The sequence below is a fragment of the Streptomyces sp. NPDC127100 genome, from assembly GCF_042724095.1.
Lineage (GTDB): Bacteria > Actinomycetota > Actinomycetes > Streptomycetales > Streptomycetaceae > Streptomyces.
Genome location: NZ_JBHXFL010000008.1, coordinates 93,940 through 115,620, shown reverse-complemented (window position 1 = coordinate 115,620; position 21,681 = coordinate 93,940). Strand labels below are relative to the sequence as shown.

The window sequence follows — 21,681 nt, the reverse complement described above, 5'->3', positions numbered from 1 at the left end:
CAGTCTAAATCCGCGCCAGAAAATTGGGTACGGTGTACGCGTAATCGAGTACGGTGTACTCAGTCAGCCGCAGGAAAGGGGGACCGGGACCCATGAGCGAGCGAGACGCGGTACGGGCCGAGGGTCTGGAGAAGCGGTACGGGGACAAACGCGCACTGGACGGCTTCGACCTGTTCGTCCGCGAGGGCACCGTGCACGGCCTGCTCGGGCCGAACGGCGCCGGGAAGACCACCGCCGTGCGCATCCTGTCCACGCTGGTCCGGCTGGACGGCGGACGGGCCGAGGTGGCGGGTCTGGACGTCGCCCGCCGGCCGCGCGAGGTGCGGGCCCGGATCGGCCTCACCGGGCAGTATGCGGCCGTGGACGAGGTGCTCACCGGCCGGCAGAACCTGGAGATGTTCGGGCGCCTGTTCCACCTGGGCGGCCGGCGGGCCCGGGCCCGCGCGGTCGAGCTGCTGGAGCAGTTCGACCTGACCGACGCCGCCGACCGGGGCGTCGGCAAGTACAGCGGCGGCATGCGGCGCCGCCTCGACCTCGCCGCCTCGATGATCCTCGCCCCCTCCGTCCTGTTCCTGGACGAGCCGACGACGGGCCTCGACCCCCGCAGCCGCGGCGAGGTCTGGGACTCGGTCCGGGCCCTGGTGGCGAGCGGCACGACCGTGCTGCTGACCACGCAGTACCTGGAGGAGGCCGACAAGCTGGCCTCCCGCATCACCGTGATCGACCGGGGCCGGTCCATCGCCGACGACACCCCGGACGGGCTGAAGAATGCGGTCGGCGGCGACCGCGTAGAGGTCGTGGTGGCCGAGCGGGCCGACATCCCGAGGGTGGTGAAGGTGGTCGCCCGGGTCTGCGACGGCGAACCGGAGGCCGACGAGGAGGCACTGCGCGTGCACGCCCCGGTCACCGACCGGGTCTCCGCGCTGACCGAGGTGGCACGGACCCTTCAGGACGAGGGGGTCGGCGTGGAGGACATCGGGCTGCGCAGGCCGAGCCTCGACGACGTGTTCCTGCGCCTGACCGGTCACCGCACCGCCCGTACCGAGACGGAGGCGGCGGCATGAGCGCCCTCGACCCGACGACGGCCCCGCGCGAACGCGGCCGGCTGTACTGGCTGTTGGCCGACTGCGGCAACATCGTGCGCCGCGGCCTGACGCACTACCAGCGCCAGCCCGTCAACATCGCTTGGCAGCTGGGCTTCCCGATCCTGTCCGTCCTCCTCTACGGCTACGTCTTCGGCAGCGCGATGACCGTGCCGGGCGGCGGGGACTACAAGGACTTCCTGATGCCGGGCATGTTCGTGATGACCATGGCGTTCGGCTTCATCAACACCGCCACCGTCGTCGTCTACGACTCCACCAAGGGCGTCATCGACCGGTTCCGTTCCATGCCGATGGCCTCCTCCGCCGTGGTCGCGGGGCGCGGCGTGACCGACCTCGTGATCGCCTGCGCCGAGCTGGCGATCATGATGCTGACGGCGCTGGCCATGGGCTGGCGTCCGGACGGCGGCTGGGGCTTCCTGGCGGCGTTCGCGCTGCTGCTGTGGCTGCGGTTCGCGCTGATCTGGATCGGTGTGTGGCTGGGCCTGCTGGTCCCGAACCCGGAGGCGGCCGGCGGTCTGTTCGCGGTGGCGTTCCCGCTGACGATGATCTCCAGCATCTTCGTCGCCCCGCAGCTCATGCCCGACTGGCTGGGCTGGGTGGCCGCCTGGAACCCGATCTCCTCCACGGCGGCGGCTGCCCGCGAGCTGTTCGGCACGCCGATCGGCGGCGGCGACTCGTGGGTCGAGCAGCACGCGGTGTTGATGGCGTGCGTGTGGCCGGTGGTGCTGACGGCGATCTTCCTGCCCCTGGCGGTACGGCGGTTCCAGCGCCTCAGCCGCTGAACCGCGTGTGGAGGTGCTGACCTCCCGCGGAGCACGTGAGAGGGCGCCCGGCGGGTGGTCCGCCGGGCGCCCTCCTCGTCGTTGCCGGTGACGGCTACAGCTTCTCGATCACGTAGTCGATGCACTTGGTCAGCGCCTCGACGTCGGCCGGGTCGATCGCCGGGAACATCGCGACGCGCAGCTGGTTGCGGCCGAGCTTGCGGTACGGCTCGGTGTCGACGATGCCGTTGGCGCGCAGCACCTTGGCGACGGCGGCGGCGTCGATGTCGTCGGAGAAGTCGACGGTGCCGATGACCTGCGACCGCTTGGCCGGGTCGGTGACGAACGGCGTCGCGAACTTCACGTCCTCCGCCCAGCCGTACAGCGTGCGCGCGGAGGTCGCGGTGCGGCGGACGGTGAAGTCCAGGCCGCCCTGGCCGTTCATCCACTCCAGCTGCTCGTTCAGCAGGAACAGGGTGGCCAGCGCCGGGGTGTTGTACGTCTGGTTCTTGCGGGAGTTGTCGATCGCCGTCGGCAGCGAGAAGAACTCCGGGACGTGCCGGCCGGACGCGTGGACCCGCTCGGCGCGCTCGATCGCGGCCGGGGAGAACACGCCGATCCACAGGCCGCCGTCGGAGGCGAAGGACTTCTGCGGGGCGAAGTAGTAGACGTCGGTCTCGGCGATGTCGACGGGCAGGCCGCCGGCGCCGGAGGTGGCGTCGACCAGCACGAGGGAGCCCTCGTCGGCACCGGCGACCCGCTCGATCGGCATGGCGACGCCGGTCGAGGTCTCGTTGTGCGTGAACGCGTACACGTCCACGCCGGCCTCGGCCCGCGCCTCGGGGTGGGTGCCCGGGTCGGCGGAGACGACCGTCGGCTCGGCCAGCCAGGGGGCGAGCTTCGCCGCCTTGGCGAACTTGGAGGAGAACTCGCCGAAGGTCAGGTGCTGCGACTTGTTCTCGATCAGGCCGTGGGTCGCGACGTCCCAGAACGCGGTGGAGCCGCCGTTGCCGAGGACCACCTCGTAGCCGTCGGGGAGCTGGAACAGCTCGCGGATGCCCTCACGGACCTTGCCGACCAGGTTCTTGACCGGGGCCTGGCGGTGTGAGGTGCCGAGGAGGGACGTACCGGTGGCGGCCAGGGCGTCCAGCGCCTCCACCCGCACCTTGGAGGGACCCGCGCCGAATCGACCGTCCGCGGGCTTGATGTCAGCAGGAATCTGGATCTCAGCCACGAGCCGGAGGCTACCCCCTGGGCCAAACCGGACGACGACATGTCCGTCCGATGAGACGAGATCTCCGCCGTGCGGACCTGTACGGAGCTACGAGAGCCCATCCTGGACGCATGACGGGTCTTGAGGCAGCACTGCGCGGGGCCGTCCGGGGCGAGGTCGGATTCGACGTCACCTCCCGGGCGCTGACCACCATGGACGCGTCCAACTACCGGCGGGTCCCGCTCGGTGTGGTGGCGCCGTCGGACGCCGACGACGTGGCGGCCGTGCTGGAGGTGTGCCGGGAGCGGGGCGTACCGGTCGTGGCGCGCGGCGGGGGCACGTCGATCGCGGGCCAGGCCACCGGCACGGGCGTCGTCCTGGACTTCACCCGGCACATGAACCGGCTGCTGTCCCTGGACCCGGAGAGCCGCACGGCCGTCGTCCAGCCGGGCCTGGTCCTCGACCGGCTCCAGGAGGCCGCCGCCCCGCACGGCCTGCGCTTCGGCCCCGACCCCTCCACCCACAGCCGCTGCACGCTCGGCGGGATGATCGGCAACAACGCGTGCGGGTCCCACTCGGTGGCCTGGGGCACCACGGCGGACAGCGTGCGCGAGCTGACGGTGCTCACCGCGCGGGGGCGTCGGCTGCGGCTCGGGCGGGAGTGGGCCGGGGCACCGGAGGGCCTGCGTGAGCTGGTGGACGGCGACCTGGCGCGGTTGCGTACCGGCTTCCCCGACCTGCCCCGCCGCATCTCCGGCTACGCGCTGGACGCGCTGCTCCCGGAGCACGGTGCGGACGTGGCCCGTTCCTTCTGCGGCTCGGAGGGCACGCTGGGCGTGCTGACCGAGGCGGTGGTCCGGCTGGTCGAGGCGCCGCGCGCGCGGGCGCTGGCGGTGCTGGGCTACGCCGACGAGGCCGACGCGGCCCAGGCGGCGGTGGGCCTGCTGCCGCTCGGCCCGCTGACGGTGGAGGGCATGGCGGTGGACCTGGTGCCGTCCACCGAGGGCCTGCCGCGGGGCGGGGCCTGGCTGTTCGTGGAGACCGGCGGCGCGTCGCCGGCCGAGGCGCGGGCGCGCGCGGAGGAGGTCGTGCGGGCGGCGGACGTGGTGGACGCGCTGGTGGTGACCGACCGGGCCGGGCAGCGGGCGCTGTGGCGGATCCGGGAGGACGCCGCCGGTACGGCGACGCGGATGGGCGACGGCACGGAGGCGTGGCCGGGCTGGGAGGACTGCGCGGTGCCGCCGGCGCGGCTGGGCGACTACCTGCGGGACTTCCGCGCCCTGCTGTCGGCCCACGGCCTGCGGGGCACGCCGTACGGGCACTTCGGGGAGGGCTGCGTCCACGTGCGCGTCGACTTCGACCTGCTGACGGACGCCGGGGTGGCCCGTTTCCGCCGGTTCTCCGAGGAGCTGGCCGACCTGGTCGTGGCGCACGGCGGATCACTGTCCGGGGAGCACGGGGACGGGCAGGCGCGGGCGGAGCTGCTGCCGCGGATGTACGGCGAACGGACGGTGGCCCTCTTCGAGCGGGTCAAGGGCGTCTGGGACCCCGACGACCTGCTCAACCCGGGCGTGCTGGTCCGCCCGGCGCCGCTGGACGCGAACCTGCGCTTCGCCGTCCTGCCGCGCGGGCCGGTGGACGTGGAGTTCGGCTACTCCGCCGACGGGGGCGACTTCCCGGCGGCGGTGCGGCGCTGCGTCGGCGTCGCCAAGTGCCGTACCGCGCCGGTCTCCGGCTCCGGGGTGATGTGCCCGTCGTTCCGGGTGACGGGGGAGGAGGAGCACTCGACGCGGGGCAGGGCGCGGCTGCTGCACGAGATGCTCGCCGGCGAGCTGGTGACCGACGGCTGGCGGTCGACGGAGGTCCGGGACGCCCTGGACCTGTGCCTGTCCTGCAAGGGCTGCCGCTCCGACTGCCCGGTCGGGGTCGACATGGCCACGTACAAGGCGGAGTTCCTGCACCACCACTACGTGGGCCGGCGCCGCCCGGCCGCGCACTACGCGATGGGGTGGCTGCCGGTGTGGCTGCGCTGGGTGGCGCGTACGCGTACCGCGCCGCTCGTCAACCGGCTCGCCGCCGTACGGCCGTTGGCCGCGGTGGTGAAGCGGCTGGGCGGGATCGCGGCCGAGCGGGAGGTGCCGCGGCTGGCGGGGGAGACGTTCAGCGGGTGGTGGCGCCGGCGGCGCCCGGTCGCCTCGGGGTCCGGCGACCTGGTGGTGCTCTGGCCCGACACCTTCACCGAGCACCTGTCACCGTCCGTGGGCCGGGCGGCCGTACGGGTGCTGGAGGCGGCGGGGCTGCGGGTGGCGCTGCCGCCGACGCTGCGGGGGCGGGCCGCCGTCGGGGACGGTGTCTCCAGGTCGCCGGCCGCCCTGCTGACCACCCGCCGGGGCCGGGTCTGCTGCGGCCTGACGTACGTCTCCACCGGCCAGCTGGACCGCGCGCGGGCGGTCATGCGCCGCACGCTGGACCTGATGGCCCCGGTGCTTCAGGCGCGGGCCCCGGTCGTGGTGCTGGAGCCGAGCTGCGCCGCGGCCCTGCGCACCGACCTGCCGGAGCTGCTGCACGACGACCCGCGGGCGGCCCGGCTCGCCGCCCGGGTGGTGACCTTCGCGGAGGCCCTGGAGCGCCACGCCCCCGGCTGGGTGCCGCCCGCCGTGGACCGTCCGGTCACCGGGCAGACCCACTGCCACCAGCACGCGGTCCTCGGGGACGCGGCCGACCGCCGCCTGCGCGAGGCGGCGGGCCTGACCGGCGAGCTGAGCGGCGGCTGCTGCGGCCTCGCGGGGAACTTCGGCTTCGAGGACGGCCACTACGAGGTCTCGGCCGCGTGCGCGGAGGACCGGCTGCTGCCGGCGGTGCGGGAGGCACCGGACGGGGCGGTGGTCCTGGCGGACGGCTTCTCGTGCCGGACGCAGCTGGAGCAGCTGGCGGGGGTACGGGGCCGGCATCTGGCGGAGGTGCTGGCGGACGGGCTGGCGGAGGAGTGACGGTCGGCGGTGCGCCGGGGAGCCTACGGCCGGTGGAACACGGCCTCCGGGCGGGAGGACGTGGGGCCGTCGAGCACGGGCCGGGGCAGGCCGCGCAGGTGGCGGTCGAAGAAGGCGGTCACGTAGTCGCGGGTGAGGGCCCAGCTCCGCTCGCCCGACAGCGGCACCGCCGGGTCCGGCAGCCCGAGCTGGTCCCCGAGCCAGGGGAAGTCGGTGAAGGAAAAGTGCCCGGCGCCGGCGAAGGTCAGCCAGCGCTTCCAGCCGTGCAGACGGTCCCACGCCTCGGACCAGTCGGTGCCGGTGCTGTCGGGGCGATGGGTGGCCTCGGCGCCGATCATCAGGAACGGCCGCCTGCCGAGCCCGGCCCCGGGCCGGACGAAGAAGTCGCCGTCCAGGTTGGCACCCGCCCGCACCCGTCGGTCGGCCGCCATGGTCGCGGCGGCGGCCGCCCCGCCGATCGAGTGCCCGGCGATCCCGACGCGCCGGGCGTCGATCACGCGGGAGAGCGCCGCACCGGCACCCCGGGGGCCGGTCAGTTCGTCGATGACGAAGGACAGGTCGGCGGCGCGCCCGGGCACGACCTTCGCGTACCCCGGCCCCGGCTCGACCTCGTCGCACGCCACGCAGGGCAGGACGCGGCCGCCGGGGAACTCCGTGCCGACGGACTCGTACGCGTGGTCCACGGTGGCGACGACGTGACCGCGACTGGCCAGGTCGTCGGCGAGCGAGGTGAGCGTGGCGCGCGGCATCCCGAAGCCGGGGGACAGCAGCACCAGGGGGAAGCGGCCCGGTGCCGGGGGGACGGAGACCCGGGCGTGCGTACGCGTTCCGGCGACCGTCTCGGCCGGAACGACCCCGCCGAGCCCTCTGGCCTCCAGCAGGAGCCGCGCCTCCTCGGTGGTCATGTAAGCCGCGGGCGCCCCGCCGGCCGGGCGCGCCGGATAGGACACGGACACCATCAGCTCTCGGTACCCCACCGCCGGGACCCAGGGGTCCGCACGGCTCCGGTCGACGAGGTGAAGGGTCCGGCGGCCCACCGGGTGGGGGCCGGAGGGCGCGGGCAGCTCCGGCTCCGCGGCGGACGACGGGGCCCGGACCGCCCGGGACGCCGTGGGGACGTCCTGGCCCGCCGACGCGGGCACGGCGCCCAGCAGCGGGAGGGACAGGGCGCACGCGAGCAGCGCGGCCAGGGCGGTGGTGCGTGATCTGCGGGTCATGCAGGCGAAGTTAGGACCCGAGGGGCGCCCGGCGCGTCGGGCCGGGGTGGTACTTCGGCGTAGGCCCGAGGTACGACCCCGGGGCGTGGTGTCCGACCGTGGTCCCGTCCCGGGCCGCCCGGGCCCGGCGGCGGAACCGTGGGCCGGGGGCCTCGCGTGATCGTTCGTATGGACGGTTCGGACGATCGGGCGGAGGCGCCGCGGCGGTGGGGCGGCAAGCGGGCGTGGGCGATCGGGGGCGGGGCGGCGGCCGTCGCGCTGGCGGTCGCCGCGGGGATGGTGGTCGCCGGCGACGAGCCGGCCGGCATCGCCCCGCCGCGCCGCTGCGGGACCGGTCCCCAGGGCCCCGCGGCGGCCGCGCCCGCCTCGGAGGGCGCCGCCGACTTCGACGGGGACGGGCACCCCGACCTGGCCTTCGGCTCCACGGGGAGCGTGGACGGCGGGAGCGGGGGCGGGAGCATCGAGGTGGCGTACGGGACGGGGGCGGGGACGGGGATCGGCCGGTGCCAGTACCTGACGCAGGACGATGCCGGCATCCCCGGGAAGAACCGTGACGAGGCCTTCTTCGGCGCGGACGTCGTGGCCCGCGACTTCGACGGCGACGGGTACACCGACCTCGCCGCCTCCGTCTTCGACTGGAAGCCGAGCGTGATCGTCCTGTGGGGCTCCGAGGGCGGGCTGTCGCGCGCGACCCGGGTGCCGGGCACGGACGTCAGCCACGTCGCCTGGGACGACGACCCGATCCTGGACGAGCAGCTCGTCGCCGGGGACTTCGACGGGGACGGGCACGCCGACCTGGTCTTCGGGCTCGGTTCCGACAAGGGGCTGCTCAAGGGCCCCTTCGGGCGCGACGGCACCCCGGCCGCCACGGGCCGCGTCCCCGCGCCGCGCCGGCCCGCGCCGGACGTCCGGGACGCGAACTACGGCGACCTCCTCGCCGGGGACCTCGACGGCGACGGCATCGACGACCTGGTGGCCTTCCACGAGGCCGACCCGGACCCCGAGTCGCCCTGGGCCGAGCAGAGGAGGCCGGTGAGCTATCTGCACGGCGGCCGGGACGGCTTCACGCAGCCCGAGGACACGCGGCTCCCCGACGCGGGCCGGGGAGCGGTCGGTGACGTGGACGGGGACGGCTACGACGACCTGGTCCTCAGCCCCCGGGGCGGTGACGCCGGCCGCAGCTCGGTGACGGTGGTGTACGGGTCGCAGGCCGGGCCGGGGAGGCGTACGACGACCGTCGACCGCGACACGCCCGGCGTGCCGGGCGGGGAGCCCCAGGACGAGGACGCCGTCCTCGTCACCCTGGACACCGGGGACGTCGACGGCGACGGATACGCGGACGTGGTGGCCGGTGCTCCCCGCTGGGACGTGTACGGGAAGCCGGGCCCGGAGCAGGTCCTGTTCCTGGCGGGCGGCCCGGACGGGCTCGGCGGTGCGGGCGCCCGGTTGCTCGACGGCGACGACCTCGGCGCCGCACCGGGCGGGGACGCCGACTTCGGCAGCGCCGTGGGCCTCACCGACCTGGACGGCGACGGACGTGCCGACCTGGTGGTGACCGCGCCCGGCAGCGACACGGTCGACGGCGTCGCGTACCTGCTGCGCGGCACCCCTGACGGGCCGTCCACCGCGGGCGTCACCCGGCTGTCCGGGGACGCCTTCGACGACACGGAGGGGCTGGGGCTGCTGCTGGGCGGCGGAGGAGTCGCCCACTAGACCGTCCTCGGGTTCTCCGCTCTCCGGCGCGCGGTCTAGGACAGGATCTGACCTCGATCGCTCCTAGCGTGGTCCTCGACCGACGCAGCAGTTACACCGGAAGACGGAGACCGATCATGAGCTTCGACGAGACGACCACCCGAGACCTGGCCACCGGCGACCTGACCACCCGTGACGCGGCCGGGTCCCCGGCCGTCACCGGCGAACGTGCCGACCTGCTGGAGATGCTGGCCAAGCACCGGCACTTCCTGCGCTTCACCACCCGTGACCTCACCGACGAGCAGGCCGGACTGCGGACCACGGTCAGCGAGCTCTGTCTGGGCGGCCTGATCAAGCACGTGACCTCGGTCGAGCGGAGCTGGGGGGACTTCATCCTGAACGGCCCGTCGGCCATGGGGGACTTCACGGCCATGACCGAGGCCGACTGGGCCCGGCGGGCCGACGAGTTCCGGATGCTGCCCGGTGAGACGCTGGCCGGTGTGCTGGCCGACTACGCCGAGGCGGCCCGCCGGACCGACGAGCTGGTCGCCACCCTGCCCGACCTGGGGGCCACGCAGCCGTTGCCGAAGGCCCCCTGGTTCCAGGACACGCACTGGTCGGCGCGCCGGGTGCTGATGCACGTCATCGCCGAGACCGCCCAGCACGCCGGCCACGCCGACATCATCCGCGAGTCCCTGGACGGCGCCAAGAGCATGGGCTGACCGGCGACGCGGCCAGGACGCCGCGCGGGCGCCGCGCGGCGGGCCGGCTCACGGGGCCGTCTCGCCGCGCACCAGCGGACCGCACACCGGCTGGACGCCCTCGGGCAGGTCGTCCGGCTCGCACCAGCGGGCCTCCAGGATCTCGAACGGGTCGAGGCGCAGCTCGCCGCCCAGCAGACGCGCCTCGTACGCGACCTCCAGGCGGGTGCGCAGGCCGCTGTTCAGCATGACCAGCCGGCCCACCTCCACCTCCAGGCCGGTCTCCTCCCTGACCTCGCGCACCACGGTCGCCCGGAAGTCCTCGCCCCGGTGCGCGAAGCCGCTCGGCAGACCCCACTGGCGGCCCGGCGACCACATCCGGTGCCGCAGCATCAGGACCCGCCCCTCGTCGTCGCGCACGACGCCGGTCACGCCGACCACGAACTTGGCGTTCAGGAACCACATGATGCGGCTCTGCAGCGGGCGCAGCAGGCGCCAGAGGCGGGCAAGGAGTCGTCTCACTCGGCGGACGCTACCCCCTCGGCGTAAGGGCCCGCCGAGCGAGATCCCGTCCGCCGGGCGGACGTCCGTTGACAGCCGCGCACCCCGCCCGCGACAGTTGCATGGCAGGGCTACGCGCCTGTCTCAGTCCACTACCCTGGACTGTGCCGTACAGCACGATGAACGAAACCGATCCACGTACCGCCCCGGAGCCCTCGTGAGCACGTCCAGCGCCGCCCCCGGCACCCCCGCCCCGGCCGCCTCCACGGCCGGCCCCCACGCAGCGCAGGCCCCGGGGCGGGCGCCCGCGCCGGGTGGTGCCCCGGCCGGCCGGTGGGGTGCCCTCGGCCCGGTCGGACTGGTCCTCTCCGGGGGCGTCTCCGTGCAGTTCGGCGCCGCCCTGGCGGTGAGCCTCATGCCCCGGGCCGGCGCCTTGGGCGTGGTGACCCTGCGGCTGGTCGTGGCCGCCGTCGTCCTGCTCCTGGTCTGCCGTCCCCGGCTGCGCGGCCACTCCCGGGCCGACTGGGGCACGGTCGTCGTCTTCGGCATCGCCATGGCCGGCATGAACGGCCTCTTCTACCAGGCCGTCGACCGCATCCCGCTCGGCCCCGCCGTCACCCTGGAGGTGCTCGGCCCGCTCGCCCTGTCCGTCTTCGCCTCCCGCCGGGCCGTCAACCTGGTCTGGGCCGCGCTCGCCCTGGCCGGCGTCTTCCTGCTCGGCGGCGGCGGCTTCGACGACCTCGACCCGGCCGGTGCCGCCTTCGCGCTGTCGGCGGGCGCGATGTGGGCCGCGTACATCGTCTTCAGCGCGCGCACCGGCCGCCGCTTCCCGCAGGCCGACGGTCTGGCCCTCGCCATGGCGGTCGGCGCGGTGCTGTTCCTGCCGCTCGGCATCGCCGAGTCGGGGGCCGAGCTGATCGACCCCGTGACGCTCGCCCTGGGCGCCGGGGTGGCCCTGCTCTCCTCCGTCCTGCCGTACACCCTCGAGCTGCTCGCGCTGCGGCGCCTGCCCGCGCCGACCTTCGCCATCCTCATGAGCCTGGAGCCCGCCATCGCCGCGGCGGCCGGCTTCCTCATCCTCGACCAGGCCCTGTCCGCCCCGCAGTCCGCCGCCATCGCCCTGGTGGTCGTGGCCAGCATGGGCGCGGTACGGACCCAGGTGGGGCGGCGCGGCCGCGCGCGGCGGCAGCTCCCGGGGGCGGGAGCCGACGGGCAGTAGACGGCGACGGCCGCCCCGACGCCCCGGCGCCCACGACGCCCCCGGCCCCGGCCCCCGTCGCCCCCCCCGGCCCCCGCCCCGGTTCCGACCGGAGCGGGGGTCGGGGTGTTTCCCGCCCCGTCCTCCGGCGTTCTCCGGCCTCCGGCGCAGCGGCCCGCCCGTCCCGGCAATTCATGCAAGCATGCTTGATTGTTTCTGCCTCCGCTGCCATGCTCCTCACCACATCGCGCCGCACGCCGCCGTGCCCGAGGGGAGCGCCCGTGTCCGACCCGACGCCCGTGATCGACGACCTGCGCGAGGAGAGCGAGGAACTCGACGCGCTGGTCGCCCGGCTGAGCCCGGCGCGGTGGGCGCTCGCCACGCCCGCCCCCGGCTGGACGGTCGCCCACCAGATCGCCCACCTGGCCTGGACCGACCGGTCCGCCCTGCTCGCCGTCACCGACGAGGACGGCTTCCGGGTGCTGGTGGAGAAGGCCCTCGCCGCGCCCGGCACCTTCGTCGACGAGGGCGCGGAGGAAGGCGCCAGCCGGGCACCCGACGAACTGCTGGAGGACTGGCGTGAGGGCCGCCGGCGGCTCGAGGCCGCGCTGCGCGCGTCGGCCCCCGGCGCCCGCTTCCCCTGGTACGGCCCGCCCATGGCGGCCGCCTCCATGGCCACCGCCCGGCTCATGGAGACCTGGGCCCACGGCCTCGACATCGCCGCCGCGACCGGTGTCACGCGCCCGCCCACCGCCCGGCTCCGGCACGTGGCCCGCCTCGGGGTGCGGACCCGGGACTTCGCCTACGCGGCCCACGGCCTCACCCCGCCCCCCGAACCGTTCCGCGTCGAGCTCACGGGCCCGGACGGCGACCGGTGGACGTACGGCCCCGAGGACGCGGGACAGCGCGTCACCGGACCCGCCCTCGACTTCTGCCTCCTGGTCACCCAGCGCGCCCACCGCGCCGACCTCGCCCTCACCGCCGACGGCCCGGACGCCGACCGCTGGCTGGACATCGCCCAGGCCTTCGCCGGACCGCCGGGCGCGGGGCGGGAGCCGAAGGGGGCCCGGGGGTGACGGGGCCGCTGAGGATCGGCAACGCCTCCGGCTTCTACGGCGACCGCTTCGACGCGATGCGCGAGATGCTCACCGGCGGCCCGCTGGACGTCCTCACCGGCGACTACCTCGCCGAGCTGACCATGCTCATCCTCGGCCGCGACCGGCTCAGGAACCCCGACGCCGGGTACGCGCGCACCTTCCTGCGCCAGCTCGAGGAGTGCCTCGGCCTCGCCCACGAGCGGGGCGTCAGGATCGTCAGCAACGCCGGCGGACTCAACCCCGCCGGACTCGCCGACGCCGTACGCGCCCTCGCCGGCCGGCTCGGCATCCCCGTGCGGGTCGCGCACGTCGAGGGCGACGACCTCACCGCCGCCCACCCGGGAGCGCTGGCCGCGCACGCCTACCTCGGCGGCTTCGGCATCGCGGAGTGCCTGCGCGCGGGCGCCGACGTCGTCGTCACCGGGCGGGTCACCGACGCCGCCCTGGTCACCGGGCCCGCCGCCGCGCACTTCGGCTGGGCGCCGGCGGAGTACGACCGGCTCGCGGGCGCGGTCGTCGCCGGGCACGTGCTGGAGTGCGGCACGCAGGCCACCGGCGGCAACTACGCCTTCTTCCGGGACGGCGACGTCCGCCACCCCGGCTTCCCGCTCGCCGAGCTGCACGCCGACGGCACCTGCGTCATCACCAAGCACGACGGCACCGGCGGCTTCGTCGACGTCGGCACGGTGACGGCCCAGCTGCTGTACGAGACGGGCGGCGCCCGGTACGCGGGGCCGGACGTCACGGCCCGGCTGGACACCGTACGGCTCACCCAGGACGGCCCCGACCGGGTGCGGATCGACGGCGTCCGGGGCGAGGCCCCGCCGCCCACGCTCAAGGTCGGCCGCAACCGCCTCGGCGGCTTCCGGGGCGAGGTCGTCTTCGTGCTCACCGGCCTCGACGTCGAGGCCAAGGCCGCGCTCGTGCGGGAGCAGATGGGACCCGCCCTGGCGAAGGCCGCCGACGTCCGCTGGGACCTGTCCCGCACCGACCGGCCCGACGCCCCGACCGAGGAGACGGCCAGCGCCCTGCTCAGGCTCGTCGTCCGCGACGCCGACCAGCGGAACGTCGGACGGGCGCTGAGCGGCGCCGCCGTCGAGCTGGCCCTCGCGAGCTACCCCGGCTTCCACGTCCTCGCACCCCCCGGGAAGGGCGCCCCCTACGGCGTCTTCGAGGCCGTCCACGTCCCCCGGGACACCGTCGGCCACACCGCCGTACTGCCCGACGGCAGCCGGCTCCAGGTGCCGCCGGCCGCGGACACCGCCGCCCTGGACGCCGTACCGGAGCCGCCCCTGCCCGAGCCGCTGCCGGAGGGGCCCCGCCGGCGCGCCCCCCTCGGGCTCGTCGCGGGGGCCCGCAGCGGCGACAAGGGCGGCAGCGCCAACGTCGGCGTATGGGCCCGCACCGAAGAGGCCTGGCGCTGGCTCGCGCACGAACTGACCGCCGACCGGTTCCGGGAACTGCTCCCCGAGACCCGCGACCTGCCCGTCACCCGGCACGTGCTGCCGAACCTGCGCGCCCTGAACTTCGTGGTCGAGTCGATCCTCGGCGAGGGCGTCGCCGCCCAGCACCGCTTCGACCCGCAGGCCAAGGCGCTCGGCGAGTGGCTGCGCGCCCGCCACCTGGACATTCCGGAGGTACTCCTGTGACGGTCCTGCCCTCCGCCGTCGACCCGGCCGGCCCCGACCACCGGGCGAACCGCGAGGCCGTCCTCGCCCGGCTCGCCGAGCTGGACGCCGAGCACGCCAAGGCCCTCGCGGGCGGCGGCGAGAAGTACGTCGCCCGGCACCGGAAGCGGGGCAAGCTGCTCGCCCGCGAACGCGTCGAGCTGCTCCTCGACCCCGACACGCCCTTCCTGGAGCTGTCGCCCCTCGCGGCCTGGGGCAGCGAGTACACCGTTGGCGCCTCCCTGGTCACCGGCATCGGCGTGGTCGAGGGCGTGGAGTGCCTGATCACCGCCAACGACCCGACCGTCCGCGGCGGCGCCAGCAACCCCTGGTCGCTGAAGAAGGCCCTGCGCGCCAACGACATCGCCCTCGCCAACCGGCTGCCCTGCATCAGCCTGGTCGAGTCGGGCGGCGCCGACCTGCCGTCGCAGAAGGAGATCTTCATCCCCGGCGGCGCGATCTTCCGGGACCTCACCCGGCTGTCGGCGGCCGGCATCCCCACCGTCGCCGTCGTGTTCGGCAACTCGACGGCCGGGGGCGCGTACATCCCCGGCATGTCCGACCACACGATCATGGTCAAGGAGCGCGCCAAGGTGTTCCTCGGCGGGCCGCCGCTGGTGAAGATGGCCACCGGCGAGGAGAGCGACGACGAGTCGCTCGGCGGCGCCGAGATGCACGCGCGCACCTCGGGCCTCGCCGACCACTTCGCCGTGGACGAGGCGGACGCCCTGCGCCAGGCCCGCCGCGTCGTCGCCCGCCTCAACCACCGCAAGGCGTACGCGGACCCGCCGGCAGCCGAGCCGCCCAGGTACGACCCGGAGGAACTCCTCGGCATCGTCCCCGGCGACCTGCGGACCCCCTTCGACCCGCGCGAGGTGATCGCCCGGATCGTCGACGCCTCCGACTTCGACGAGTTCAAGCCGCTGTACGGGACCAGCCTCACCACCGGCTGGGCGAGCCTGCACGGCTACCCGGTCGGCATCCTCGCCAACGCGCGGGGCGTGCTGTTCAGCGAGGAGTCGCAGAAGGCCGCCCAGTTCATCCAGCTCGCCAACCAGCGCGACATCCCGCTCCTCTTCCTGCACAACACCACCGGCTACATGGTCGGCAGGGAGTACGAGCAGGGCGGCATCATCAAGCACGGCGCCATGATGATCAACGCCGTCTCCAACTCGCGCGTGCCGCACCTGTCCGTCCTCATGGGCGCGTCGTACGGCGCCGGGCACTACGGCATGTGCGGCAGGGCCTACGACCCGCGCTTCCTGTTCGCCTGGCCCACCGCCAAGTCGGCCGTCATGGGCCCCCAGCAGCTCGCCGGGGTGCTCTCCATCGTCGCCCGCCAGTCGGCCGCCGCGAAGGGACGGCCGTACGACGACGAGGCGGACGCGGCGCTGCGCGCCATGGTGGAGCAGCAGATCGAGTCCGAGTCGCTGCCCATGTTCCTGTCCGGGCGGCTCTACGACGACGGCGTCATCGACCCGCGCGACACCCGCACCGTCCTCGGCCTGTGCCTGTCGGCCGTCCACACCGCGCCCTACGAGGGCGCGCGCGGTGGCTTCGGCGTCTTCCGCATGTGATCCCAACGTGAGGGTGAGGGACCAGTGATCACTTCCGTGCTCGTCGCCAACCGCGGCGAGATCGCCTGCCGCGTCTTCCGCACCTGCCGCACGGCGGGCATCCGGACCGTCGCGGTGTACTCGGACGCGGACGAGAACGCCCTCCACACGCGGACGGCCGACGCGGCCGTCCGCCTGCCGGGAACGGCGTCCGCCGACACCTACCTGCGCGGCGACCTGATCGTGAAGGCCGCGATCGCGGCCGGCGCCGACGCCGTGCACCCCGGCTACGGCTTCCTCTCCGAGAACGCCGGCTTCGCGCGCGCCGTGACCGACGCGGGACTGACCTGGATCGGACCGCCGCCGGAGGCCATCGAGGCGATGGCGTCCAAGACGCGCGCCAAGGAGCTGATGGGCATCGCGCCCCTGGGCGAGGTCACCGAGGCCGACCTGCCGGTGCTGGTCAAGGCCGCGGCGGGCGGCGGCGGACGCGGCATGCGCGTCGTACGGCGCCTGGCGGACCTCGACGCCGGGCTGACCGCCGCGCGCGCGGAGGCGGCGAGCGCGTTCGGCGACGGCGAGGTGTTCGTCGAGCCCTACGTGGAGAACGGCCGCCACGTCGAGGTGCAGATCCTCGCCGACACGCACGGCACGGTGTGGGCGCTCGGCACCCGGGACTGCTCCCTCCAGCGCCGCCACCAGAAGGTGATCGAGGAGGCCCCGGCGCCGGGACTGACCGCATCGCTCACCCGGGACCTGCACGAGCAGGCCGTCCGCGCCGCCCGCGCCGTCGACTACACCGGCGCCGGCACCGTCGAGTTCCTCGTCGCGGACGGCAGGGCCCACTTCCTGGAGATGAACACCCGCCTCCAGGTGGAACACCCCGTCACGGAGGCGGTCTTCGGCGTCGACCTGGTCGCCCTCCAGCTCCGCGTCGCCGAGGGCCACGCCCTCGAAGGCGATCCGCCGCCCGCACGCGGCCACGCGGTGGAGGCCCGCCTGTACGCCGAGGACCCGGCCCGCGACTGGGCCCCGCAGACCGGCCGCCTGCACCGCCTCGCCGTGCCCGACGGCATCCGCCTGGACACCGGCTACGCCGACGGCGACGACATCGGCGTCCACTACGACCCGATGCTCGCCAAGGCCGTCGCCCACGCACCCACCCGCGCGGAGGCCGTCCGCCGCCTCGCCGGCGCCCTGGAACGGGCCGTGATCCACGGCCCGGTCACCAACCGGGACCTGCTCGTCCGCTCCCTGCGCCACGAGGAGTTCACCTCCGCCCGCATGGACACCGGCTTCTACGACCGCCACCTCGCCCGGCTCACCGAGCCCGCCCCCGACCCCCTCGCCCCGCTGGCCGCCGCCCTCGCCGACGCCCACGGCCGCTCCCGGTTCGGCGGCTGGCGGAACCTCCCGTCACAGCCCCAGCTCAAGCGGTATGCCATGGCGGGCGAGGAGCACGAGGTCCGCTACCACCACACCCGCGACGGCATCACCGCCGACGGGGTCCGCGTCCTCCACGCCGACGCCGCCCGCGTCGTCCTCGAGACGGAGGGTGTCCGGCGCACGTACGAGGTGGCCCGCCACGGCGACCGCGTCCACGTGAACGCCACCACCCTCACCGCACTGCCCCGCTTCGCCGACCCCACCACCCAGCACGCCCCCGGCTCCCTCCTCGCCCCCATGCCGGGCACGGTCGTCCGCATCGCGGAGGGCGTCACCGAAGGAGCGACCGTGGAGGCTGGCCGGCCCCTGCTGTGGCTGGAGGCGATGAAGATGGAACACCGGATCACCGCCCCGGTCACGGGCACACTCACCGCGCTGAACGCCGTACCGGGCCAGCAGGTGACGGTCGGTTCTCTCCTGGCGGTAGTACAAGCGACGAATCCCGCAGACGAAGGAGCCGCATGACCCCCGTACTCGAATCCGAGGAGCACAGGTCCCTCCGCACCGCGGTGGCCGCCTTCGCGAAGAACCACCCCGGCACCGACAACCGGCAGTTCTGGCGCGACGCCGCCGAGCTCGGCTACATCGGCGTCAACCTGCCGGAGGCGTACGGCGGGGGCGGCGGCGGCATCACCGAACTCTCCCTCGTCCTGGAGGAGATGGGCGCCGCCGGCAACCCCCTGCTCATGATGATCGTCTCCCCGGCGATCTGCGGCACCGTCATCGCCCGCTTCGGCACCGAGGCCCAGAAGCGGGAGTGGCTCCCCGCCCTGGCCGACGGCAGCCGCCTGATGGCCTTCGGCATCACCGAACCCGACGCCGGGTCCAACAGCCACCGCATCACCACCACCGCCCGCCGCGACGGCGCCGACTGGCTGCTCACCGGCCGCAAGGTCTTCGTCTCCGGCGTCGACATCGCCGACGCCACCCTCGTCGTCGGCCGCACCGAGGACGCGACCACCGGCCGCCTCAAGCCCTGCCTGTTCATCGTCCCGCGCGACGCGCCGGGCTTCACGCGGCGCCCCATCGACATGGAACTCAACGCCGCCGAGAAGCAGTTCGAGCTCGTCCTGGACGACGTGCGGCTGCCCGCCGACGCCCTCGTCGGCGACGAGGACGCCGGCCTCCTCCAGCTCTTCGCCGGCCTCAACCCCGAGCGCGTCATGACCGCCGCCTTCGCGATCGGCATGGGCCGCTTCGCCCTCGCCCGCGCCGTCGAGTACGCCCGCGAACGCACCGTCTGGAAGGCCCCCATCGGCGCCCACCAGGCCATCGCCCACCCCCTCGCCCAGGCCCACATCGACCTCGAACTGGCCCGGCTGATGATGCAGAGGGCGGCCCATCTCTACGACGCCGGCGACGACATGGGCGCCGGCGAGGCCGCCAACATGGCCAAGTACGCGGCCGGGGAGGCCTGTGTGAAGGCCGTCGACCAGGCGGTGCACACCCTCGGCGGCAACGGCCTCACCCGCGAGTACGGGATCGCCCGGCTGATAGCGGCCGCGCGCGTGTCTCGTATCGCCCCGGTGAGCCGGGAGATGATTCTCAACTACGTCTCCCACCAGACCCTGGGTCTGCCCAAGTCGTACTAGCCCGCCCTGGAGGAACCGTGTTCCGCAGCGAGTACGCAGACGTCCCGCCCGTCGAACAGCCCATCCACGACGCCGTGCTCGGCCGGGCCGCCGTGTTCGGCAACGCCCCGGCCCTGATCGACGGCACCGACGGCACCACCCTCACGTACGAGCAGGTGGACCGCTTCCACCGGCGCGTCGCCGCCGCCCTCGCCGAGACCGGCGTGCGCAAGGGCGACGTCCTCGCCCTGCACAGCCCGAACACGGTCGCCTTCCCCATCGCCTTCTACGCCGCCACCCGCGCCGGCGCCTCGGTGACCACCGTGCACCCGCTCGCCACGGCGGAGGAGTTCGCCAAGCAGCTCGGCGACGCGCGGGCCCGCTGGATCGTCACCGTCTCGCCCCTGCTGGACACCGCCCGCCGGGCCGCCGCGCTCGCGGGCGGGATCCAGGAGATCCTCGTGTGCGACAGCGCGCCCGGCCACCGCTCCCTGCTCGACATGCTGGCCTCGACCGCGCCCGAACCCGAGGTCGCCATCGACCCCGCCGAGGACGTCGCCGCCCTGCCCTACTCCTCGGGCACCACCGGCACCCCCAAGGGCGTCATGCTCACCCACCGGCAGATCGCCACCAACCTCGCCCAGCTCCAGCCCGCCGTCCCGGCCGGGCCCGGCGACCGCATCCTCGCGGTGCTTCCGCTGTTCCACATCTACGGGCTGACGGCCCTCATGAACGCCCCGCTGCGGCTCGGCGCCACCGTCGTCGTCCTGCCCCGCTTCGACCTGGAGCAGTTCCTCGCCGCCATCCAGAACCACCGCATCACCGGCCTGTACGTCGCCCCGCCGATCGTCCTGGCCCTCGCCAAGCACCCCGTGGTCGCCGACTACGACCTGTCCTCCCTGAAGTACGTCGTCAGCGCGGCCGCACCCCTGGACGCCGGCCTCGCCGCCGCCTGCTCCCGGCGGCTCGGCCTGCCACCCGTCGGCCAGGCCTACGGCATGACCGAACTGTCCCCGGGCACCCACGTCGTCCCCCTGGACGCCATGGCCGACGCACCGCCCGGCACCGTCGGCAAGCTCATCGCCGGCACCGAGATGCGCATCGTCGCCCTCGACGACCCCCGCAAGGACCTCGCCCCCGGTGAGTCCGGCGAGATCCTCATCCGCGGCCCCCAGGTCATGAAGGGCTACCTGGGCCGCCCCGACGCCACCGCCGCCATGATCGACCCGGACGGCTGGCTGCACACCGGGGACGTCGGACACGTCGACGCCGACGGCTGGCTGTTCGTCGTCGACCGGGTCAAGGAACTGATCAAGTACAAGGGCTTCCAGGTGGCCCCCGCCGAACTCGAGGCCCTCCTCCTCACCCACCCCGGCATCGCCGACGCCGCCGTCGTCGGCGCCCACGACGACGACGGCAACGAGGTGCCGCACGCCCACGTGGTGCGCCGGGCGCCCGCCGGCGGGCCGACCGAAGGAGAGGTCATGATGTACGTCGCCGAACGCGTCGCCCCCTACAAACGCGTCCGCCGGGTCACCTTCGTCGACGCCGTGCCCCGGGCGGCCAGCGGCAAGATCCTCCGCCGGGAACTGCGAGGCCGCCCGTGACCCCGATCGCCCGCGACCGCACGCGGGGCGTCGAGACCCTCACCCTCGACTCCCCGCACAACCGCAACGCCCTCTCCGCCGCCCTCGTCGCCGGCCTGGCCGGCGCGCTGGCGGAGGCCGGCGCGGACACCGGCGTCCGCGCCGTCGTCCTCACCCACACCGGCAGCACCTTCAGCGCCGGCGCCGACCTGCGGGACCCGCCCGCCCCGGACGCCCTCGTGGCCCTGCTCCGGCAGATCGTGGAGCTGCCGAAACCGGTGATCGCCCGCGTCACCGGACACGTCCGCGCCGGCGGCCTCGGCCTGCTCGCCGCCTGCGACGTCGCCGCCGCGTCCACCACCTCGACCTACGCCTTCACCGAGGTCCGCATCGGCGTGGCACCCGCCGTCATCAGCCTCACCGTGCTGCCCCGGGCCGACCCCCGCGCCCTCGCCCGCCACTACCTCACCGGCGAGCGCTTCGACGCCGCCGAGGCCGTCCGCACCGGCCTGGTGACCGTGGCGGGCGACGACGTGGACGCCGTACTCGCGCCCGTCCTCGACGGTGTGCGCCGTGCCTCACCCCAGGGCCTGGCGGAGACGAAACGGCTGCTCACGGCTAGGGTGCTGGAGGCCTTCGACCGGGACGCGGAACACCTCACCGCGCTCTCGGCCCGGCTGTTCTCCTCCTCGCAGGCCCGCGAGGGGATGACGGCCTTCCTCGAACGACGGGATCCGGAATGGGTGGTGTGAGCACGGCCGACCGTGCCGAACGAGTACCCAAGCAGGACCGCAGCCGGGCCACCCGGCAGCGGCTCCTCGAAGCCGCCGTGGCCTGCCTCGCCGAACACGGCTGGGCGGGCTCCACCGTCTCCGTCGTCGCCGAGCGCGCCGGCGTCTCCCGCGGCGCCGCCCAGCACCACTTCCCGACCCGCGAGGACCTGTTCACGGCGGCCGTCGAGTACGTCGCCGAGGAACGCTCCGGCGCGCTGCGCGCCCTGTTCCCGGAGGGCGCGGCGGCCGACGGGCGCCGCGCCGTGGTCGCCGCCCTGGTCGACCTCTACACGGGCCCGCTGTTCCGCGCCGCGCTCCACCTGTGGGTCGCCGCCTCCAACGAGGAGCAGCTGCGCGGCCGCGTGACCGAACTCGAGGCCCGCGTCGGCCGCGAGACCCACCGCATCGCCGTCGACCTGCTCGGCGCCGACGAGAGCCGCCCCGGCGCCCGCGAGACCGTCCAGGGCCTGCTGGACATGGCCCGCGGCCTCGGCCTCGCCAACCTCCTCACCGACGACGCCGGCCGGCGGGAGCGGGTCGTGGCCCAGTGGGCGGAACTGCTGGACGAGGCGCTGGACTGACCCGCCCCCGCCCCCGCCCCGCCTCGGC

General features: G+C 74.8%; 17 protein-coding genes. 14 read left to right on the top strand and 3 right to left on the bottom strand.

From position 1 onward, the window contains the following. Positions 1 to 92: 92 nt before the first annotated feature. Together ACFWJB_RS11580 and ACFWJB_RS11575 are read left to right on the top strand one after the other, a co-directional pair. Complete coding sequence (locus ACFWJB_RS11580) at positions 93 to 1,064, top strand: ATP-binding cassette domain-containing protein (protein WP_385458286.1); 972 nt, start codon at positions 93 to 95, stop codon at positions 1,062 to 1,064. Continuing rightward, positions 1,061 to 1,885 (top strand): ABC transporter permease, encoded by an 825-nt coding sequence (locus ACFWJB_RS11575; RefSeq protein WP_385458285.1) that lies wholly within the window; start codon positions 1,061 to 1,063, stop codon positions 1,883 to 1,885. The genes ACFWJB_RS11580 and ACFWJB_RS11575 overlap by 4 nt, the downstream gene beginning before the upstream one ends. A gap of 94 nt (positions 1,886 to 1,979) precedes the next feature. Here the strand turns inward: ACFWJB_RS11575 and serC are convergent, their stop codons facing one another. Next, complete coding sequence (gene serC / locus ACFWJB_RS11570; RefSeq protein WP_385472464.1) at positions 1,980 to 3,098, bottom strand: phosphoserine transaminase; 1,119 nt, start codon at positions 3,096 to 3,098, stop codon at positions 1,980 to 1,982. A 110-nt stretch (positions 3,099 to 3,208) separates the two neighbouring features. Here serC and ACFWJB_RS11565 point away from each other — a divergent pair, with 110 nt between their 5' ends. Continuing rightward, entirely contained in the window at positions 3,209 to 6,067 is a 2,859-nt protein-coding gene (locus ACFWJB_RS11565; protein WP_386921832.1) for an FAD-binding and (Fe-S)-binding domain-containing protein, read from the top strand. A gap of 23 nt (positions 6,068 to 6,090) precedes the next feature. Here ACFWJB_RS11565 and ACFWJB_RS11560 read toward each other — a convergent pair whose 3' ends face one another. Further along, positions 6,091 to 7,284 carry an alpha/beta hydrolase family protein gene (locus ACFWJB_RS11560; RefSeq protein ID WP_386921830.1) on the bottom strand — a complete coding sequence of 398 codons (1,194 nt, stop codon included), beginning with the start codon at positions 7,282 to 7,284 and terminating at the stop codon, positions 6,091 to 6,093. Positions 7,285 to 7,452: 168 nt separating this feature from the next. On the opposite strand from ACFWJB_RS11560, the gene ACFWJB_RS11555 reads away from it, so the two are divergent. Further along, positions 7,453 to 8,997 (top strand): FG-GAP-like repeat-containing protein, encoded by a 1,545-nt coding sequence (locus ACFWJB_RS11555; protein ID WP_385472455.1) that lies wholly within the window; start codon positions 7,453 to 7,455, stop codon positions 8,995 to 8,997. 116 nt (positions 8,998 to 9,113) lie between these two features. Continuing rightward, positions 9,114 to 9,698: a DinB family protein gene (locus ACFWJB_RS11550; protein WP_385472452.1), complete on the top strand. Its 585-nt coding sequence runs from the start codon at positions 9,114 to 9,116 to the stop codon at positions 9,696 to 9,698. Between the two features lie 48 nt (positions 9,699 to 9,746). Here the strand turns inward: ACFWJB_RS11550 and ACFWJB_RS11545 are convergent, their stop codons facing one another. Beyond that, positions 9,747 to 10,199, bottom strand: coding sequence for an NUDIX hydrolase (locus ACFWJB_RS11545; protein WP_386921827.1), 453 nt, complete (start codon positions 10,197 to 10,199; stop codon positions 9,747 to 9,749). A 196-nt stretch (positions 10,200 to 10,395) separates the two neighbouring features. On the opposite strand from ACFWJB_RS11545, the gene ACFWJB_RS11540 reads away from it, so the two are divergent. From ACFWJB_RS11540 to ACFWJB_RS11500, 9 genes are all read left to right on the top strand, one after another. Then, positions 10,396 to 11,397 carry a DMT family transporter gene (locus ACFWJB_RS11540; protein ID WP_386921825.1) on the top strand — a complete coding sequence of 334 codons (1,002 nt, stop codon included), beginning with the start codon at positions 10,396 to 10,398 and terminating at the stop codon, positions 11,395 to 11,397. A 260-nt stretch (positions 11,398 to 11,657) separates the two neighbouring features. Next, positions 11,658 to 12,452 carry a TIGR03084 family metal-binding protein gene (locus tag ACFWJB_RS11535; RefSeq protein WP_386921823.1) on the top strand — a complete coding sequence of 265 codons (795 nt, stop codon included), beginning with the start codon at positions 11,658 to 11,660 and terminating at the stop codon, positions 12,450 to 12,452. Then, positions 12,449 to 14,122 (top strand): acyclic terpene utilization AtuA family protein, encoded by a 1,674-nt coding sequence (locus ACFWJB_RS11530; RefSeq protein ID WP_386921821.1) that lies wholly within the window; start codon positions 12,449 to 12,451, stop codon positions 14,120 to 14,122. The genes ACFWJB_RS11535 and ACFWJB_RS11530 overlap by 4 nt, the downstream gene beginning before the upstream one ends. Continuing rightward, positions 14,119 to 15,717 carry an acyl-CoA carboxylase subunit beta gene (locus ACFWJB_RS11525; protein ID WP_386921819.1) on the top strand — a complete coding sequence of 533 codons (1,599 nt, stop codon included), beginning with the start codon at positions 14,119 to 14,121 and terminating at the stop codon, positions 15,715 to 15,717. The genes ACFWJB_RS11530 and ACFWJB_RS11525 overlap by 4 nt, the downstream gene beginning before the upstream one ends. Positions 15,718 to 15,741: 24 nt before the next feature. Further along, positions 15,742 to 17,607, top strand: a complete 1,866-nt coding sequence (locus ACFWJB_RS11520) for a biotin carboxylase N-terminal domain-containing protein (protein WP_386921817.1) — start codon at positions 15,742 to 15,744, stop codon at positions 17,605 to 17,607. Further along, positions 17,604 to 18,734 (top strand): acyl-CoA dehydrogenase family protein, encoded by a 1,131-nt coding sequence (locus ACFWJB_RS11515; protein WP_386921815.1) that lies wholly within the window; start codon positions 17,604 to 17,606, stop codon positions 18,732 to 18,734. Before ACFWJB_RS11520 ends, ACFWJB_RS11515 begins: the two co-directional genes overlap by 4 nt. A gap of 17 nt (positions 18,735 to 18,751) precedes the next feature. Continuing rightward, a complete protein-coding gene (locus ACFWJB_RS11510) occupies positions 18,752 to 20,320 on the top strand; it encodes a 4-coumarate--CoA ligase family protein (protein WP_385464415.1) in 1,569 nt (522 codons plus the stop codon). Beyond that, entirely contained in the window at positions 20,317 to 21,051 is a 735-nt protein-coding gene (locus tag ACFWJB_RS11505; protein ID WP_386921813.1) for an enoyl-CoA hydratase family protein, read from the top strand. Before ACFWJB_RS11510 ends, ACFWJB_RS11505 begins: the two co-directional genes overlap by 4 nt. Beyond that, complete coding sequence (locus tag ACFWJB_RS11500) at positions 21,039 to 21,653, top strand: TetR/AcrR family transcriptional regulator (protein ID WP_385464421.1); 615 nt, start codon at positions 21,039 to 21,041, stop codon at positions 21,651 to 21,653. The genes ACFWJB_RS11505 and ACFWJB_RS11500 overlap by 13 nt, the downstream gene beginning before the upstream one ends. Positions 21,654 to 21,681: the final 28 nt, after the last annotated feature.